At 65.9% G+C, this 19,300-nt stretch carries 12 protein-coding genes; all 12 read right to left on the bottom strand.

The window, feature by feature from the left end; genetic code table 11:
• Positions 1-16: 16 nt before the first annotated feature.
• Positions 17-1,492: a class I adenylate-forming enzyme family protein gene (locus ACYVAN_RS15855; protein WP_460960299.1), complete on the bottom strand. Its 1,476-nt coding sequence runs from the start codon at positions 1,490-1,492 to the stop codon at positions 17-19.
• A gap of 404 nt (positions 1,493-1,896) precedes the next feature.
• The gene (locus ACYVAN_RS15850; RefSeq protein WP_460960297.1) at positions 1,897-2,037 is read right to left on the bottom strand and encodes a hypothetical protein; all 141 of its coding nucleotides are present in this window, start codon (positions 2,035-2,037) and stop codon (positions 1,897-1,899) included.
• Between the two features lie 262 nt (positions 2,038-2,299).
• Positions 2,300-3,514, bottom strand: coding sequence for an NAD(P)/FAD-dependent oxidoreductase (locus ACYVAN_RS15845; RefSeq protein ID WP_460960296.1), 1,215 nt, complete (start codon positions 3,512-3,514; stop codon positions 2,300-2,302).
• Complete coding sequence (locus ACYVAN_RS15840; protein ID WP_460960295.1) at positions 3,511-7,035, bottom strand: molybdopterin-dependent oxidoreductase; 3,525 nt, start codon at positions 7,033-7,035, stop codon at positions 3,511-3,513. The genes ACYVAN_RS15845 and ACYVAN_RS15840 overlap by 4 nt, the downstream gene beginning before the upstream one ends.
• 557 nt (positions 7,036-7,592) lie before the next feature.
• Positions 7,593-9,182 carry a tryptophan halogenase family protein gene (locus ACYVAN_RS15835; protein ID WP_460960293.1) on the bottom strand — a complete coding sequence of 530 codons (1,590 nt, stop codon included), beginning with the start codon at positions 9,180-9,182 and terminating at the stop codon, positions 7,593-7,595.
• 25 nt (positions 9,183-9,207) lie between these two features.
• Positions 9,208-10,425, bottom strand: coding sequence for a cytochrome P450 (locus ACYVAN_RS15830; RefSeq protein ID WP_460960291.1), 1,218 nt, complete (start codon positions 10,423-10,425; stop codon positions 9,208-9,210).
• Positions 10,422-11,189 (bottom strand): thioesterase II family protein, encoded by a 768-nt coding sequence (locus ACYVAN_RS15825; protein WP_460960289.1) that lies wholly within the window; start codon positions 11,187-11,189, stop codon positions 10,422-10,424. The genes ACYVAN_RS15830 and ACYVAN_RS15825 overlap by 4 nt, the downstream gene beginning before the upstream one ends.
• A complete protein-coding gene (locus tag ACYVAN_RS15820) occupies positions 11,189-12,973 on the bottom strand; it encodes a non-ribosomal peptide synthetase (RefSeq protein WP_460960287.1) in 1,785 nt (594 codons plus the stop codon). Before ACYVAN_RS15820 ends, ACYVAN_RS15825 begins: the two co-directional genes overlap by 1 nt.
• A 279-nt stretch (positions 12,974-13,252) precedes the next feature.
• Positions 13,253-13,843 carry a TIGR03086 family metal-binding protein gene (locus tag ACYVAN_RS15815; protein WP_460960286.1) on the bottom strand — a complete coding sequence of 197 codons (591 nt, stop codon included), beginning with the start codon at positions 13,841-13,843 and terminating at the stop codon, positions 13,253-13,255.
• A gap of 41 nt (positions 13,844-13,884) precedes the next feature.
• Positions 13,885-15,543, bottom strand: coding sequence for a class I adenylate-forming enzyme family protein (locus tag ACYVAN_RS15810; protein WP_460960284.1), 1,659 nt, complete (start codon positions 15,541-15,543; stop codon positions 13,885-13,887).
• Positions 15,544-15,708: 165 nt separating this feature from the next.
• Entirely contained in the window at positions 15,709-17,193 is a 1,485-nt protein-coding gene (locus ACYVAN_RS15805) for an aldehyde dehydrogenase family protein (RefSeq protein ID WP_460960281.1), read from the bottom strand.
• A 399-nt stretch (positions 17,194-17,592) separates the two neighbouring features.
• On the bottom strand, positions 17,593-19,263 hold the full coding sequence (locus ACYVAN_RS15800) for an NAD(P)/FAD-dependent oxidoreductase (RefSeq protein ID WP_460960279.1): 1,671 nt from the start codon (positions 19,261-19,263) through the stop codon (positions 17,593-17,595).
• Positions 19,264-19,300 lie beyond the last annotated feature (37 nt).

Raw genomic sequence — 19,300 nt, 5'->3', positions numbered from 1 at the left:
CGGGTCCGGGTGGTGATCAGGCTGGTTGGGTGTCCAGGTTCCGCCGGAGGGTGGGCTTGTCGATCTTGCCCACGGAATTCTTCGGCAGGGCGTCGACGACGCGGATGCGCTCGGGCACCTTCATCCTCGTGAGGTGGCGTCGACAGTGCTCGAAGAGCTGCTTCTCGGTGGTCGTCGAGTCGGGGTAGACGCTGACGTAGGCGACCGGGACCTCGCCGTACATCTCGTCGGGACGACCGACAACTGCGGATTCGAGCACGCCGTCCACAGTGGTGAGAACAGCCTCGATCTCTTTGGGGTAGATGTTTTCTCCACCGCGGATGATCATGTCCTTGAGCCGATCCACGATGGTGAGGTAGCCGTCTGCGTCGAGGTGACCGACGTCGCCGGTGTGCAGCCAGCCGTCGACGATGGTCTCGGCCGTTGCATCCGGCTTGTTGAGGTAGCCGCGCATCACCGTCGGGCCGGAGATGACGACCTCGCCGTCCTCATTAGGTGGTAGGAACGAGCCATCGGAACCCATGATCCGGATCTTCTGGCCGGGCAGCGCCGGTCCGACGGTGCCGATCTTGCGGACGCCGTCGACCGGGTTGCACGCGGAAGCGCAGGTTCCCTCCGTGAGGCCGTAGCCCTCCACGATCTCGAAGCCGTACCGCTCATGGGAACGGGTCAGCAGCTCGAGAGAGACCGGGGCGGCCCCGCAAACGACGAACCGCAGCGAGGAGACGTCGGCGTGAACGCTCTCTGGTAGAGCGGCGAGCACGGCGTAGATGGTGGGCACGGCCGAAAAGTACGTCGGTCGCAGCTGCTCGACCTGGTCGAAGAATCTGGTGGCGGAGAACTGCCCGGCGATGCTGACCTGTCCGCCGCAGCGCAACGGTGCCAGGACGCTCACCATGATCGCGTTGACGTGGAAGAGCGGGAGGATCAGCAGGCAGTGGTCCTCCTCGGTCAGTTTGAAGTGCTGCGCCATCGTCGCGGACATGACCTCGGCGTGCCGATGGTCGAGCAGCACGCCCTTGGGCCGGCCGGTGGATCCGCTGGTGTAGATCAGCAGGGCGAGATCGTCATCTCCTAGGTCCGCGGGCGGCTGGGACTCGTGCTGACGAGTGGTCCGCATGTCGTCGACGTAGATGGTCGGCGTGCCGCCAACAGGAGCGTCCGGACCAAGGGTGACGACGAGTGACGCACCGGAATCGGTGATCTGGTGCTCCGCCTCGTCCTCGGTGAACACCGGGTTGACCGGGGTGGCCGCCCCACCCAGCCGCCAGGCCGCGAACATCGCGATGAGCAGCTCGACGCGGTTCGGCAACAGGATCGCCAGCACGTCGTCGCGGCCGAATCCGTGCTCGCCGAGCTGCTCGGAGAACGCTTCCACCCTGGCGTTGAACTGCTCGTAGGTGAGTTCGACGCGGTCGTCGCGAAGGCCGACGTGCTCCCAGCGCTGACGCAGAGGGTTCGTTCGGTTCCACGGCAAGTACCGCAGTTCCATGCCACCTCCATACCACGAAACGTGTCCTGAGTCACACTTAATGTGACTCCAGACGCTACGTAGCCGGTGGCGGACTTCCTACGTCCCGCGGAGACGAACTTCCCGTCAGGAGTTGTACGTTATGCACAAAGCGGGCCGAGGGACGTGGAGGAAGGGCAACGATCCCCAGGTCAAGTGTTCTGACTTGGGGATTTTCACATGAAGCACAGGTTCGCCGTACTCGGTCACATACGCCGCGCCCACCTTGATCCGCACTCGGGCGGCTGGCCACACGACCGGCACCCATGCGGTGATCCGGTAAACCCGGCTCGGCTACACCGGGATCGACCGCGCGTATGAGTCGAGCGTCTGAATGTAGGGGCCGACACCGCGCGAGCGCATGAGGTGCTGGAACGCCGCCACGCTCACCCGCCCCGTCCGGCGTCAGCGACGAAGCGCCGGACGCAGTCCCTGGCGCAGGGCAACGGGCTTCGGTCCGGGGGCAGGACACCGAGGACGAGCCGGGTGTCGTCGGCATCGATGTCGTCCGGTGCCGCCCGTTTCACCAGGAGGCTACGCGGCAGCTACTACGGCCTGGAAGCCCAGAAGGCCGTCGCGTTGGCCACCGTCGCCGAACTAGCCCTGATCTTTCAGGGGGCTGATGTGTTGGCGATTGGCTGTTTGGTGATCTTGAAGGTGTGTATGGCTGGCGCTGGGCGTGTTGGGGCTGCCGGTCACGATTTTTCCGGATCGTCCACTGTGGTCTTTCGCATAGTCGGCGGAGTGGACGTGCGCCACTCCGATCGCGCCGGGCCCGTCTGTTCCGGGTCACAGGACCGACCGCAGCAGCATGTTTCTTAGCGGTTTGGGGATTTCGCGGCCGATCAGGGGTACCAGGGTCGAGTAAGCGCTCGCATCGCCGACGAGCACACCGCCGAGCAGGATCCGGGCATCGTCAGAGAGCACCAGCTTGGCGTAGGTGCCGGCGGCGTTGTCGGCGTGGACGACCTCCATCGCACCCTCCGTGGTGCTGTGGGCGTCGCCGAAGCTGGCGACGTCGACGCCGACCAGTTTGAGCTTGGTGGACAGGTCGGCTCCGGGGAAGCGACCCTCGCCCTGTCCGAGGAGCTGGTCGGCCACTCCCTCGGCCATGCGGTAGCCGGGGGTGACCAGCCCGTGGCAGCGGCCTTCGACGGCGGCGCACTCGCCGACGGCGTGGATGCGCGGATCGCTGGTGCGGCAGCGGTCGTCGACGAGGAACCCGCCGCGCTCGCTGCGTTCCAGCCCGGCGGGTTCGGCCAGCTCGTCCTGGGGTCGGACCCCGGCGGAGAACACGACGAGGTCGGCTTCTACCACGGTGCCGTCGGCGAGGGTCACGCCGCGGACCCGGCTGGAGTCGCCGGCGTCGACGGAGCGCATGGCCGATCCGCAGTGGACGACGAGGCCGAGGTCGGTGACAAGCCGGTTGAGGACGCTTCCGCCGCCCTCGTCGACCTGGAGCGGCATCAGGTGCGGGGCCACCTCGACCACGTGCGCGGTCATGCCGAGCAGGCGCAGCGCGTTGGCGGCTTCCAGGCCGAGCAGGCCGCCGCCGACCACCACGCCGTGGCCGCCCTGGGTGGCGGAGGCACGGATCGCGTCGAGGTCGTCGATGGTGCGGTAGACGAAGCAGCCCTCCAGGCCGTGCCCGGGCACCGACGGGACGAAGGGGCGGGAGCCGGTGGCCAGGACGAGCGCGTCGTAGACGAACACGTCTCCGTCCGGTGTGGACACCGCGCCTGCGGTCCGGTCGATGTCGGTCGCCGGCGTGCCTAACCGTAGGTCTACCCGTGGGTCGCTCAGGAACTCGTGGCTGACCAGACCGAGGTCCTCGGTGCTCCTTCCGTCCAAACAGGACGACAGTGCGACGCGGTCGTAGGCTGGGCGGGATTCCTCAGCGAGGACGGTGATCCGCCAGGTTCCGGCTTTGTCGCGGGAGCGCAGCTCTTCCACGAAGCGGTGGCCGACCATGCCGTGGCCGACGACGACAAGCGAGTGGGTCACGCGGTGCTCTCCTGCGCTGCCGCTCCGTTGAGCGACTCGCTGAGGCGCCGCACGTCGTCGGCGCACGCGCCGCAGCCGGTCGTTGCCCGGGTCGCCGCGACGAGTTCGCCGACTGTGCACGCCCCGCGCCGATTGGCGGCGGCGAGAGCTTTCTTGGTGACGTTGTTGCAGCGGCAGACCACCGTGTCCTCGGGCAGCTCGACTGGGTCGCGGTGGACCGCTGGTGGGGTACCGAGCAGCAACGCGAGCCGGTCGCCAGGCACCGGCAGGTCGCGGTCGTGCAGTTGCGTGATCGAGGCGATGGCCTGTGGGAAGCCGAGAAGCACCGCGCCGGTGATGCGCTTCCCGCGCAGCGCGAGCTTGGCGTAGCGGCCGCGCGCAGGGTCGGATAGCGCGACGGTCTCGGCCTCGGGGCCGGTGAGCTCGTCCAGTGAGCCGAGCGAGACCAGGTCGATGTCGCGGGCCCTCAGGCGCGCGGCGGTGCGCGCACCCTGGTAGCGCGCAGTGCCGCCGGTGAGCCGCTGTGCCAGCGTGTCGGCCTGCTCCCACGCGGCTGCGGCCAGGCCAGGGGTGTCGCCGCCGTGTTCGGCGCAGTCGCCGATGGCGAAGATCCGCGGGTCGCTGGTGCGGAGCTGTTCGTCGACGACGACGCCGTGCCGGACGGCGAGACCGGCCCGCACGGCGAGCCCGGTCGCGGGTCGCGCTCCGGTGCAGACCACGACCAGGTCGGCGCCCACGACATCGCTGTTGTCCAGGACCAGCTGGCCGGGCCGGTAGGTGGTGGGGCGGCGGCCGAGCCGGAGATCGACACCGAGCCCGTCGAGCCGGTCGGCCAGCAGGCGGCCCCCGGTCGCGTCGAGCCGGCGGTCCATCGGGTGGGGGCGTGGGTGTACGAGCGTGACGCCGGGACCTCTGCTCAGCAGTGCACGAGCGGTCTCGACCCCGAGGATCCCGCCGCCCAGCACGGCGATCGGCCCTGTCACGGTGGCGATGCGCTGGCAGTCGGCGAGCGTGCGCGGCGTCCGGACGTGATCCCCGTTCAGGCCCGGGATCTCGGGGACCAGCGGCCGAGCGCCGGTGGCCAGCACCAACACGTCGTATCGGTGGTGGGCACCGTTGTCGGTGTGTACCACCTGCTGGCGGCGGTCGATCCCGGTCGCGGTCACGCCCAGGTGCACCTCGGCGTCCACGGCAGGCAGCGTCACGGCTTCCGCGGTCAACGTGCCGTCGAACACCGAACCCAGCAGGGCCCGGTTGTACGCCGGACGGTGTTCCTCTCCCAGCACGGTGATCGGACCATCGTGCCCCAGCTCGCGCAACCGCGCCACGAGCCGGTGCGCGGCCAGGCCGTTGCCGACCAGGACGACGCGTGTCGTCTCTGCGCGCCGCCGCGGGGAAGGCAGGTTGCGTGGGGTGCCGCTCGGGGCGGCGTTCTCGGCGGGTTCGATGCGCACGGCGCTGACCTTGAATTCGGGCATCTGGCTGCGGGGGTCGAGCGCGCCGTTGGTGAGCAGGTTGGCCCGGGCCCGTCCGGGGAAGTGGAAGGGCAGGAAGACCGTGTCGGTGCGCAGTGCGGGCACCAGCCGCACGCGCGCGACCGTGCTGCCGCGCGGGGAGGTGACGCGGGCGAGGTCGCCCTCGGTCACGCCGTGGCGTTCGGCGGTGTCCGGAGCAACCTCGACGAACGCCTCGCCCGCTGCCTCGGTGAGTTCGGGGACCCGGCGGGTCTGGGCGCCGGACTGGTAATGGGCTGGCACCCGGCCGGTGGTGGCGGTCAGGGGGAAGGGCTCCTGCGGGGTCTCTGCCGCGTCGCGGTGCTCGACCGTTGCGAATCGGGCCCGCCCGTCGGAGTGGGCGAAACCGTCGAGGAACAGCCGCGGCGTTCCCGGGTGGCCGGTGTCCGGGCACGGCCAGTGCAGCGCCTCGCCGGACTCCAGGCGCTCGTAGCTGATGCCGGAGTAGTCCGCCTTGCCGCCGGCGGAGGCGCGGCGCAGTTCCTCGAACACCTCGCGCGGCGTGGTGGGGTAACGGTGGCCGGCTTCGCCGAGCCGAACCGCCAGGCCGTGCAGCACCTCCAGGTCGCTGCGGGCGTGTCCGGGCGGCTCCCGCAGGCGACGGCGCCGCAGGACGCGCCCTTCGAGATTGGTCATTGTGCCGTCCTCTTCGGCCCACTGCGTGACCGGGAGGACGACGTCGGCCATCTGCGCGCTCTCCGAGGGCACGAAGTCCGCGACCACGAGCATGTCCAAAGAGGACAGCCGTTGGGTGACGTGTTCGGAGTTGGGCGCCGAGACGACCGGATTGGAGCCGAAGACGAGCAGCGCCTTCGGGCCGTCCTCGGTGCCGAGCGCGTCGAGGAGCTCGTAGGCGCTGCGGCCCGAGCCGGGCAGTGCGGCGGGATCGAGCCCCCATACGTCGGCGACGTGGGCCCGGTCGGCAGGGTTGGTAATCAGGCGGTAGCCCGGCAACTGGTCGGCTTTCTGGCCGTGCTCGCGGCCGCCCTGGCCGTTGCCCTGTCCGGTCAGGCAGCCGTACCCGCTGCCGACGCGCCCCGGCAAGCCGAGGGCGAGCGCGAGGTTGATGAACCCGGCGGCGGTGTCGGACCCCTTGCTGTGCTGCTCGACGCCGCGGCCGGTGAGCACGTACGCGCTGCCGGCCTCGGCGAGCATGCGCACCGCGGTTCGCATGCTGGCCACCGGCACGCCTGTGACGCGTTCGGTGTGTTCGGGCCACCACGCCAGGGCGCACCGCCACGCGGCGTCAAAACCTGTGGTGCGCTCGGCGACGTAGTTGGTGTCGACCAGGCCGTCGACCACCGCGGCATGCAGCAGACCCAGTACCAGGGCCAGGTCCGTGCCCGGTGCTGGCTGCAGGTGCAGGGCGGCGCGCTCGGCCGTCGCGGTGCGCCGCGGATCGATCACGATGAGGTCGCCGGTCAGGTGTTGCATCAGCGGCGGCATCGTCTCTGCCGGATTGGCCCCGGCCAGTAGCACCACGTCCGCGCCGTCGAGGTCGGCGACCGGGAACGGCAGCCCCCGGTCGACACCGAACGCGGCGATACCCGCGACGGCGGCCGAGGACATGCAGAAGCGGCCGTTGTAGTCGATCTGGGACGTTCCTATCGCCGCGCGTGCGAACTTGCCCAGCAGGTAAGCCTTCTCGTTGGTCAGCCCACCGCCGCCGAACACCCCCACCGCGTCCGCACCGTGCTCGGCCCGCAACGCTGCGATCCGCTTGGCCACCGTGTCGAGCGCCGTGTCCCAGTCCACCGGCACCAACCCACCTGCCCGGCGCACCATCGGATCCATCAACCGGTCGGCGGCGTCCAGCACCTCCGGAGCGGTCCAGCCCTTCTGGCACAGCCCACCCCGATTGACCGGGAAGTCGAGCGGTCGCACCGACACCCCATGGGGTTCGCGAGTGAGCCGGGTGCCGCACTGCAAAGCGCAGTACGGGCAGTGGGTCGCGACCGTTCCTGGGCGCTCCGGGTTCCACGCCTCGGTCCCACGGCCTGCGAACATCGAACAGCTCACTCCTTAGTGTCCCTTGGAGTCGGCCCGGTGCGCTTGCATCGCCGCCACCTCCCGCACAGCGCGCTGTGACTCCTCCAGTGATGAGCGCCGCGGCCACGAAAAACTCGACAACGGCGAGCACGGGTGAAAAAGCAGTGATAGCTACCGTTGGCCCAGAAGTTGTTGAGTCTCCGCCTCGAAGTTGCCGCAATAACCCCTCTCGTCGGTCAGCGGCGGGTTCGCGGGCACACGCCCGCTTTGTACATGCCCGCCTTCTCAAGGATTCCATCGGTCAGCGCAAGTTTCATGTTGTCCTACCAGAACGGCGTGCCGGTGCGCGTCGAGTAATCCTGGATGTCGCGGGCGGCGATCAGCGAAGGGCGACGATGTCTCCGGCCAGTCCTGCCCGAAGATCGCAGGAAATGGCCGGGAAACATCGTCGCCGGTGCACCAGGGACTTCGTGGGATCTACCTCGGTGCAATGCTCGGCCAGTGCGGTGATGTGGTCACCGATCCGAGTGAGCTAGTTAGTTCCTGGTGTGGTCTTGAGTGTATGCCACCGGCGGTCACCGTGTGGAGGTAGTCAGATGAATGGTCTCCAGGTACTGCGTCGTGCTGGGAAGGTGTTCGGCGAGGTAGCGCCCTTCTTGGCGAACCTGATCGAACAGTTCCTTGCTCTCCGCGGCACCGTCGCGGTGTGCCAGCGATGGCAAAGGGGCGTCGGGTAGAACGCCGAGTCCAGCAAGGATGCAATAGTAGCTGCCGTTAGTCCAAAAATTCCGAAACTCAGCTTCGAAATTTGTGTAATATGTCCCGACGTCTACTACTGGAGCGTTGACGGGAAGCCCCGCGCGGTAGGTCTCGACCTTCTCTTGGATGTCGCGGCTGAGAACTAGTTCCTTGTTGGCCTTCCAGAACGGCGTGTCCGTACGTGGCGAGAAGTAGTAGTGCGCCTGGAGAAAGTCTTTCGAGTCCTCGAACATCGCCTCGATCTCACGATTGAACGCGTTGATGAGAAGCGGATGGAAGGATTTGTCGGGAAAGTGCTTCGCTAGTTGATAGATAGATGCAGTAATGAAGTATATGCCGCTCGACTCAAGCGGCTCAATGAAGCACGAGGATAGCCCAATAGAGACGCAGTTCTTCACCCACGCCCGCCGATTACGGCCGACGCGAAAGCGCACGTGGTTGAAACTTGATGTCGGATCGAGTCCCCAAAGTCGACTGAACTCTTCGGTTGCTTGGTCCTGGTCGACAAAAGAACTGGAGTATACGTAGCCGGTGCCGAAACGGTCCAACAGCGGGATCTTCCAGGTCCAACCGGAGGGCATCGCGATAGCCGAAGTGTAAGGTTCGACGGCCGTCCCCTCGTGCGGCGCTGCGGTAGCTACCGCACTGTCGCACAACAACTGGTCACTCATGTCGATGAATGGCTCTTCCATCGACTCATTAATGAGCAAGCCGCGGAACCCTGAACAGTCGATAAATAGGTCGCCACTTATTTCCTCGCCAGCCTCGGTCAGCAGTGCGGTAATGTATCCATTCGCATCTTTCTGAACCTGAGACATGACTCCTTCGACGTGCACCACTCCGAGTGTCTCGGTAGAGAAGCGACGCAAGAAATCAGCGACCAAATGGGCATCGAAATGCCAAGCGTAGCTCACGGCGGGATTACCGTCCGGCCAGCAGGGTGCGCAGTTCGCGTCCATGGCTGCGGTCTGCGGGAAACAGGCATAGTCGAATGGCTGGGTCGAAGTGCCGCTGAGTCGATCGCGGACCCAGTAATGCGATAACGGTAGCCGGTCGGACTCCGGAAGAAGTCCGAACGGATGGTAGAAGTGATCAGAGCCGGTCGGGGTCGCCCGCGGATCGGGCTGTCCCGGCCCTGGGGTGCACCAGTTGATGAATTTCACCGCGGTCTTGAAGCTGGCGTTGCACTCGGGCATCCAGTCCTTTTCCTTCAGCCCGAGGAAGTCGAAGAAGACACGTTGCAGGTTGGGGACCGTGGCCTCGCCAACCCCGATGCGGGAAATGGTCGGCGCTTCCAAGACGGTGACTCGTACATCCTCACCGAACGCCTTGGCGAGGTACGACGCAGTCATCCATCCCGCAGTGCCTCCGCCGAGAATCACGACCTTCTGGATCTTGTGGTCCACTTGCTGTCTCCAATCTGCAAGCCTCTCAGGGCACTTTCTGTTTCGGTGCGAGTCGTACTGGTAATTTGCGAAGTCCCCACGTGAAGTTGGAGGCGTTATACTGCGGTTCTCCGCACAGTTCGATCTTTTCGACCCGGTCGAGGAACTCACTGAGGAAAGCGGAGAGCTCCAGCCGTGCCAGCCGGGCACCCAGGCACAGGTGGCGACCGGCGCCGAATGTAATGTGGCGATTGGGCGAGCGATCCACCACGAACCTGTCGGCGTCGGCGAACACGGCCTCGTCCCGGTTGGCCGAGACGTTCCAGATGGTGACTCGGTCGCCGACTTCGAGCGGCTGGCCGCGGATGGTGGCCGGCCGAGTGACGGTACGTAGTGCGTGCACGCCCGGCACCGTCCACCGTAAGATCTCTTCGACGGCGTCCGGGATCGCGGCCGCGCCGCCTGTGCGTAGCTTGCGCCACTGGTCGGGATTTTCCGCCAGCGCGAGCACGCCGCCGGCCGTCGAGTATCGGGTCGTCTCGTTGGCGCCGGCGAGTACGCCGTTGCAGTTGAAGATGATCTCCTCATCGGTGAGCAGCCGGTCCTGTTCGGACACGTCGGTGGCCCGCCGATCGCGCGCTACCCGGCTGATGAAGTCCTCGCCGGAGCCGCCCCGGCGCTGCCGCAGCAGGTCGTCGAAGTAAAGGAAGATTTCGCCGTGAGCGCCGCTGCGGGTCTCCTCGTCCTCGCCCTCGAACGCGTTGGTGGTTGTTCTGCCGACCCAGTCCCAGTCCTCGCGGGGCAGGTCCATCACCGCACACACCACGTAGTTGGGGATCAGCTTGGCCACTTCGAGGAGATCGATCTCGCCCGCCTCAACGGCGTCGGCCACCACCTCGCGCACCACGTCCCGCACCAGTCCTTCCAGCCGGGACATCTCGCTGGCACCGAAGGTTTTGGACAGCACTCGCTTGAGGTGGGTGTGGTCGGGTGGATCGGACACTATGAGCATTCGCTGCGACACCGCGGATACTGCGTCGCCATTGCTGCCGAGTCGCATGCCGAACCGGGAACTGAACGACTCGGCGTCGGCATAGACGGCGGTCACGTCGTCATAGCGGGTGACGACCCAGAAACCGGACCCCTCAGCGTCCGGGTGCCAGTGCACCGGGTCATTGGCCCGCAACCAGGCCAGCACCTCCCAGAACCTGTTGCTGGAGAACAGCTCGGGGTCGGTGAGGTCCACGGTCGGCGCTTCGATCACTGCGTGCTTCCCTTCGTGTCGGTTGGCGACTGACGAGCCATCGAGCACAGCAGTTCCAGAGCGGGAGCAGGCGTCTCCAGGCAGAAGTAGTGGCCACCGGGAAATTGCCGTTCCTTGAACTCACCGCCCGCATAGTCCCGCCAGCCGGCCACGTGCTCGTGCGAGACGGTGAGGTCATCCCGACCACCCCACGCCTCCAGCGGGCAGTCGACCACCGGCTGGTCAGGTTCGGCGAAGCTGAGCGACAACCGGGCGTCCTGCCGAAGGACTTCGAGCATCAACTCCCGGCTGTCCTCATCCATGTCCTCGGCTTTCAGCCCGCGGGCGTCAAGCAGGTTGGTCAGCTCGTCCTCATCGTCGGCCAGGCCGCGGCCCGCGCCGACCCACTCCCTGGGCGGTTTGCACGCCGCCACCACGAGGGCACGCGGCCAGGTTCTCCCTTGCCGCCACAGCGATCTGGCGACCTCGTAGGCAAACAGCCCGCCGAAACTGTGTCCGAAAAGGATGATCGGGTGGTCGGTGGAGACCAGGTCGGTCAGCTCGGCCACCACTGCCCCGACTGCTTCCCCCATCGTGGACGGTTCCGGGTCCGCCCATCGGGTTTCCCGGCCAGGCAGCTGAACCCCGACCACTGAGACGTCGTCGCCCAGCGCGGTTTGCCACGCTCCGAACTGCCTACATCCCGCGCCCGCCGGCGGCATGCATACCAGCAGTGGACGCTCGTCGGGGCGTGGATGCCAGGGCACCAGCCAGGAGCCACCCATCACGAGTCTCCCGACTGGGCCAGCGCGAGCAGATCCAACTCACGGGCTAGAGCGGCGACGGTCGGCTCGGCCAGTAGATGCTTCACCGACACTGGCAGTCCGGTGCGCTGGCGCAGGGCTCCGACCGCACGTGCAGCCAGCAGCGAGTGGCCGCCAAGCTCGAAGAAGTTCGCCGTGACGTCGTGGACGGTATGTGGCAGCAGGCTGCTCCATACCTCGCAGACCTGATGCTCGCGTTCGGTTCCAGGGGCCCGTCCTGTGGTCACCACGCGAGAAGTCCGAGCCAGCTCTGCCCGGTCGATCTTGCCGGTCGGCAGCGCCGGCAGGACGCTGACCACTTCCACCGCCGAAGGCACCATGAAGTCGGGCAACCGGGAGGCGCAATGTTCGCGGATCTGCTTGGTGCACTCGGCTTCATCCGTACCGGGCGCCGTGGTCACGGCCAGGCCCAGACTGTCCCCGGTGGACATCACGTACGCGGCGGCCGCCTGCACGACGTCGATGTCCAGGGCGGTGCTCTCGAGCTCGCCGACCTCGACCCGGAAGCCGCGCACCTTGAACTGCTCGTCGGCCCTGCCACGGAACTCCAGTTGTCCATCGGGTCGTTCCCGCACCAGGTCACCGGTGCGGTACATATGGGCGTCGCCGTCCATGAACGGATCGGGCAGGAACCGCTGTGCGGTCAGGCTGGGACGGTTGCGGTAGCCACGCGCCACCGCGGGGCCGCCAACGTAGAGTTCACCCTCGGTGCCACGCTCGACCGGCCGACCGTTCTCGTCCAACACATAGGCTAGGTAGCCGGGCAGCGCTCGGCCGATGGTCGCCGGGTCGTCGCCATGGGTGCTATCGGCCCAGGTGGCAGCGATCGTCGTCTCGGTGGGGCCGTACACGTTGAGCACGCGAGGGATGTGGGAGAGCCGGGGGAGCAGGCTCGGCGGGCAGGGCTCGCCGGCTACCACGATCACATCCGCGGCGGGAATCCGCTCCAGAGCCGACACCAGGGTCGGGGTGAGGCACACGGTCGTCGGTTCGTGCTCGGCGACGAGCGCGGACAGGTCGCCGGAGCCTTCTACGGCCGCGAAGTCGATGACTGCCATGCCCTGTCCGTGCAGCAGGTACAGCAGCGTGCACCACAGCCAGCCGTCGAACGCGGGGGAGACCGCGTTGACGCCCATGCCGCCTGGCTTGAGTTCGAGGCTCGCAAGTGCGTCGAGGAAAATCCCGAGGTTGCGGTAAGTTACTTCCACCCCCTTGGGCCAGCCCGTGGTGCCCGAGGTATAGACGATGTAGGCGCAGTCCTCCGGATTCGGCGTCACCGGCTCGGCCGGCTGTACACCAGTGATCTCTGAGCTGATCGTGCGGACCCGTCGCGGTGCCGCACCTGCTGGGAGCTGATCGGCAAGCAGCAGCTGTGCGCCGGCGTCGCGCAGCATGAAGTTGATCCGGTCCACCGGGTGCCGCTCGTCGATAAGCACCGCTGTGGCGCCGAGCGACCAGACGGCGAGGAGGGCGGGCAGCCCCACCCGGGATCTGCCCAGGAACAGCCCGACGGATGTCTGCGGGCCAACCCCCTCGGCCGCTAACTTGCCGGTGAGCATCCGCGTCCGATCCTCCAGTTCAGCGAAACTGAGGACCCCGTCGAATGCGCGGACAGCAGTTCGCGCGCCACTGTGTTCTGCCCACTTCGACACCGCATCGGCTAATCGGTCGGTTCCGGACACAACCGAAGAATGTTCTGCAAATTGCGTCATTTGCTCTCCTTGGGCACGCGAGTGCCAGCCCACTAATAAACTCGCACAACCGGAAGAATTCCGCGAGCGGCCAATTGAATATAACCAAACATGCGAGTTAACGCAAACCCGCCAGCGTGGTCCTGGCATCGGTTTCGAACGATCTGATTTAGTCGCGGACAAGGACACGGGTTCGACGCAAGCGCCTTAACAACAATTATTGGATACCCGGCGGGCGTTCACAAGAACCAGGGCGTGTTCAGGTGTGGAAATTCCGGGCTCGGTCAGCGGGAATCCAGCATTCTGCGGGCCGACGCGGACGGACCCGCCACCTCAAGTGACTGGGGCAGCCCAGTACGGGTTGCGGCCGACCAGACACAGCAGCCGATCGAAATCGCTGGCGTTGGAAACGGGCTCGACGACCGGGCTGAATGCTCCCCCGGGACCGCGGGCCTCGTCGGGAATCCGGGATGCCATCCCGAGCGCGGCACCGGAGAGCTCAGCCGGCGGCTGGAACGGTACCCCGATGGACCTTGCCACATCCCAGCCGTGCACCAAGGAATCGGTGAAGTGGAAGCTGATCGCCACCGGCGCGGGTAGCGGTCCCGGCAGTTCCTCCAGCACCATCCGCCGGTCGGCGATGTCCTCGACCAGGTACGCCGCGACGGCCAGGTCAGCGGAATCCCGGTAGGTCGCCGCCGGATCGTCACCGAGCTCGGCGCCGTCCAACGGGCAGGCTGCGTCGGCCTCCTCTCCTCTGGCCGCGGCCGCGAATCGCTTATTCTGACTGATCATGTGGCGCAGCAGGTCGCCCACGGTCCATGCCGAGCACGGCGTGGGCAGGCCGAGTTGTTCCGGCCGGATGGCGGCAATCACCTCACTGGCCAGGGCCAGCGCCCGACGGTTCAAAGGCTGCACATCCATGCGACGTTGAGTCCCCTCATCGTCAGACCGTTTCAGATTACTCACCGTACTTGGTTGTTGACGATGACTTCCTCTCGCAGCAGGCGGGTGAGCTCGCGCCTGCGGATCTTCCGCGTCGCGGTGTAGGGCAGCTGCTCGTGTCGGCACTGCACTACCGGCGCCATCGTCGGCAGGTCTCGGGTCGCTTGCTGCCAACGCTGCTCGTCCAATGGCTGTTCTCCCGTCGTGGCCACCACCGGAACCGGCTGGCCGTGTGCCCCGGCCACAATCACCACTTCGCGCAGTTCGTCCAGCCGGGACATGAGGAGATCCTCGATCTCCAGGTTGCTTTTCATCGACTCGATCTGGTCGGCTTCCCGGTCGCGCAGGTACAGCCGGCCCCATCGATCCAGGTAGCCCATATCGCCCATCCGCCACCAGCCATCGTGCACTTCCCTGGCGTAGCGTTCCTCCTCGCCGAGGTAAGTCAGGATCTCGCTTGGGCCGCGCACCTCGATATGACCGGGTTGGCCGGCGCGCCGCCGACGACCGTCGGGCCCGACAATGCGCATCGAGATGAAGCCGAACAGCGGGAAACCGACGCACTGGCCGATGGCGTTGGGGGCGCTGCGCCGCGTATACCAGTAGCCTGACACCGGACCGATTTCCGACTGGCCATAGAACCGGAAGAACAGTGGTCGGGACCGACGGGATGCATGCAGCATCCGGCTGATCGTCCTCGGGTGGATTGCGTCGAACGCTGCGTTGAAGAAGCGCACACTGGACAGTGGTGCGCCGGGCGCATCGGCGAGTACCTCCCAGTCGACGAAGGTGTTGGGGTGGGTCTCCAGGAATCCCGGCCGGGTCCGTACCAGCAGCGGGCCGATCTTCGCCGGGTCCGGGTCGACGGCCACCAGCATCGAGTTTCCCCGATCGAGGAACATCTCCAGTGCCATGTAGAACCGGGCGTGTACCAGAGTCATGCTCAGTGCAGCCTTCTCCCGGCCGCGGATCGGCCAGGCAATGAGCTTCTGCGGAGCCTGCCGGTGCCAAAAACCCTCCGGGCAGTGCACGGCGAGCTTGGGTAGTCCGGTGGTGCCCGAGCTGTGCGTGATCACCATTGGGTCGCGCGGGCGCTGACGCACCGGCTGACGCCGAGGTGCACCGGCGTGCGAGCTCAGCGAGATCGCGTCCGGCCGCGACGCTCCCGCGGACAGCAGGACCGCCCGAGTGATGTCGGCGACCGGCATCTCCCGCAGCTCACCGTCCAGCGTGTCACCGTCCGTGATCAGCCACGGCTGGTCGATCCGGTCCAGGAGCTTGGCGACCACGTCCCCATCCAGAGCCGGGGAGAGCAAGGCGGGCACGGCACCGATCCGGGCAGCCGCGCAGGCCAGCAGCACGATGTCGAAGTTGTCGGTCTTGTAGATCGCCACCCGCTCGGACGGTCGAACCCCCGCCGCCCCTAGCCGCGCGGCCAGCTCGTCGACCAGCTCGGCCAGCTGCGTGACCGTGAAGTGCAGCCCGTGCTCGGCGAAGCACTGCAGCGGACGGTCGAGCTCCACTTCGGTCCCGGGGTGTTTGCGCGCAGCGTTGCTGAAGATTTCGCCGAGCCAGAGACCTTTTCCGCTGAGAAGCCGCCGAAACGTGGAATGCCACAGTCCACCCAGCCGAATAAATCCGTCGTCGGCGCGGCCAGATCCGTTCTGCTTTAGGTTCATCGCATGTACTCCTCGAAGGCCACAGATATCGTGAAATCCGCCGACAGAGCCGTCGTAACGATCGCGCGGATGGTGCCACACCACCGTCCCGGATGAAACGCGTCCGGCTCCTTCAAAGTTGATCCTGATGAGTTCGGTAGCTGATGCGATCGGTTAGGCGCATGGCTATTTGTCTTCACGCAGGTGCGGACCGACCAGCTTAGCCGAGCGGTCAGGAAACTGGAGTGACTTGAGTTCGCAAAACCCGTCCAATCCCTCGACGCCGCATTCCCGGCCGATGCCAGACTGCTTCATCCCGCCGAATGGTGCCAGGACGTTGAATGCACCGCCGTTGATTTCCAACTGTCCGGTGCGCACCTGCCTGGCCACCCGTTGCGCGCGGTCTAATGCACCTGACCAGATTGAGCCGTGCAGCCCGTACGGAGTGGCGTTCGCGATCCGGATCGCCTCCTTTTCCCCGTCATAGGGCAGTACTGACAGCACCGGCCCGAAGATCTCCTCGCGGGCTATCCTCATCGACTCTGTGACGTCGCCGAACACCGTCGGCCGCACGTAGTAGCCGGCCGGAAGTCCCTCCACCATTTCCGTTCCCCCGGCCACCAGCCGGGCACCTTCCTCGAGGCCGGTACGGATATATCCGCGCACCCGCTCCAGACCGGAGGACGAGACCAACGGGCCAAGGTCGGTGGCGGGATCCCTCGGCGGGCCGACCTTGTACTGACCGGCGATCTCCCCAGCCAGCTCCAGTGCCTGCTGCTGAAGGTGCGACGGCACCAGCAGCCGACTCCATTGCAGGCATGTCTGGCCAGTGTTGAAGCAGACCTGATCCACCGTGGCGCGCACCGCAAGCTCCAGGTCGGCGTCGTCGAGCACGATGCTCGCGCTCTTGCCACCCAGTTCCAGGTGGAGCCGTTTGATCTGCTCCGCGGCCTGTCGGCTGATCTCACGCCCGGCGCGCACCGAACCGGTGAACGACACCAGGTCCACCTCGGGGTGGCCGGCCAGCGCCGCACCCGCCACCGCGCCCTCACCGACCACCAGGTTGAACACCCCCGGCGGCAGGTCACATTCAGCGATGATCTCGGCGAGCAGGTAGGAATTCAACGGGGCAAGCTCGCTGGGCTTGTGCACCACGGTGCAGCCGGCCATCAGCGCGGGCACGATCTTCTGGAGGCTCAGCAGCAACGGTACGTTCCACGGGGTGATCGTCACGACCACGCCGGCCGGTTCGCGCACCACCAAAGAGTTACCGACCCGTCGCTGGAATTCGAACTGCCCGGTGATGTCCGCAAAGGACTCAGCAATTTCGATGGCCAGGCCAACCTGGGCTCGCTGTGCCACCTTAGTGGGCACGCCGGCTTCGGTGATGATCGAATCGGCGAGTTCGTCCGCCCTGGCCTTCAGGCCGGCTACCAACTGTTCCAGGAATCGGATCCGTTCCGTCACAGTGGTTCGCATCCACGAGTCGGCAGCGGCACGGGCCGCTGCCACCGCGTGCCGTGCATCGGTGGTAGTGCCGGCCGGCACTGTCGCCACGGTGCTTTCATCACTCGGGTTGATGACGGGGATTCCGCCGTCGGCGTCGGAGGGCACCCACTCGCCACCAATCCACTGCGAGCTGACGGTTCTGGCAGAGGTGGCCGCGATCATTACGTCCTCCCGGGTAGCGCAGTCAAATCGACTCTGGGCTCAGGGCAGGGTTCCGGGGACAGGAATACGATGGCACCGACGGGCAAACTTTCGGAATACCGTAAACTGTTGTGGGATCGCTACCGCGCCGGGCCATGTGCTCGGAATAAATTAGATCCGTCCGATCCGGCGAGGAGTGGCGACGCGCCGAGGCGCTGGATTTTCCGCTGTGGTGTCCACCGATCTTCTCATGTGGCCGGAGTCTATAACAAAACTCTCCGCGCATCCCGCGAGCGCGCGGGATGCGACGAACTCTTCCTGATCAGCGATTCTGGTGACCCGGAGCGCTTTCAAAAGTGCGAACCAGAGTGATTACATCGTCTTCCGTTGCGGACGATCGGTCATCATCTGCGCAGCGGCTTAGTACAGCTTTTGTCCCTTGACCCGGGCCTTGAGTGCCTCCTTGGCATTGCCGATGGTCAGTTCGCGCAGCTTGGGGTCACCTTCACGCATTGCCCAACGCACCGTCTTGATAAACTGCAGTGGCGTGGGGTTGATGAAGCGCTGTCCCCGTTCAGCGAAACCGAAATGCTTGGGTACAAAGTCGGCCTCGCGCAGTTGGGTGTAGATGTTGTCGGCTGCCTGCCGCGGGCTGAGCATGCCCTGCTCAACCGAGTCACACTGGCTGACCATGGATTCGAAAAACTTGGCGAAACCATCATGGTCTGGCCAGTACAACCCCAGGTGCGCTGGTTCCTCCAAGGCCATGAAGTGTTCGTCGCGGCCGTCCTTGTTGAACTCGGTGATGGCCTTGGACAATCGATAGCTGCCGGCATTCGTACCACTGGCCCAGGCACGAAACACTGCGGTCCACAGGTCGTAGTCGCACCAGGAGATGAAGGCTGCGTTGACGAGCTCGTCGTTGTGGTCGAGCAGGCGCTGCTGCAACCGGTTGACGTACTCGAAGCGTTCGGCGGAGAAGTCGTCGTCTTTGACAGCGCGTATCAGTCGCCAGGACAGGGAGTTTATCGCCTCTGCGGTGTTGGACAGACCGCGAGAGAACAGCGGGTCGATGAAGCCGGCCGCGTGCGCGAGCAGGCACCATCGGTCACCCACGGTGTTGCTTGATGAGTACTGCAGCCGAGGCGTCGAAACCCATTCTCGCGCCGGCTTGGCGCCGTCGAACTGTCGGGCGACATCCGGGAACCGTGCGGCGTGCCGGTAGAAATCCTCTTCGGGCGAGATGTCGGTAGGCTTGGGGTACCGGCGCTCGTCGAGGGTCAAGCCCACGCTACACAGGGGGTTGCTCGACAATTTGTTGTTGTCGAAGGCAATGACCCAGAACCAGCCCCGTTCGAACATATGGTGGACAGTGCCTTCATACCAGGGAACCGGCGGTCGGTGCTCGCGCGGGCGGTCGAGGACTTTGTCCGTTGGTGTGACGTCAAGCATGTGGTTCCACAGGGACCGGGAATGGTGCTTGAACCTGCAGGGGTCCTCCCGTAGCCCGAACTTCTCCGCTAAGGGGGACCGGGATCCGCTGGCGTCCACGAGATAACGGGTGCGGAACTGCTCGCCGTTGACCGTATCGATAGTCACGCCTGAGTCGTCGAATTCCACGTCGGCCACTCGACAGTTCTGCCGGGCCGTGCAGCCATAGCGTATCGCAACGTGGAACAGGTAGGCGTCGGTGTCCTGCCGGTGTAGATGTGCGGCCTCGTGCAGGAGTCCGGGGGTGTTGAACTGGCTGACCTCTCGTGGGTCCTGCGGCTCGTTCTCGTGATGCAGCAGGAAGCCGAAGTGCTTCTTCACCCCGAAGGTGTTACCGATGGTGCGGCTCGCGTCGGTGAAGGTTGCCAACTGTTTGATCTCTGGCACGTCATATCGATCAGCGAGGATCCGCAGGGTGAGCAGAGTGTAGGGAATGGTCGACTCGCCGATCGCGAACCGAGGGTGCTGACCGGCGTCGATAAGCAGTACCTTGGCACCGTGACGGGCCAGAATGGCACCGAGCATCGACCCGCCGATACCAGTGCCGAGAATCGCGACGTCGTAGGGTTCCTTGTTGTTACTGTGGCGTTGTGTGGTCACCGTTTCATTACTCCGTCCGCGATTGTGATGCCCGGCC

Source organism: Parasphingorhabdus pacifica, assembly GCF_054779195.1.
This window is presented reverse-complemented; position numbering and strand designations above follow the sequence as displayed.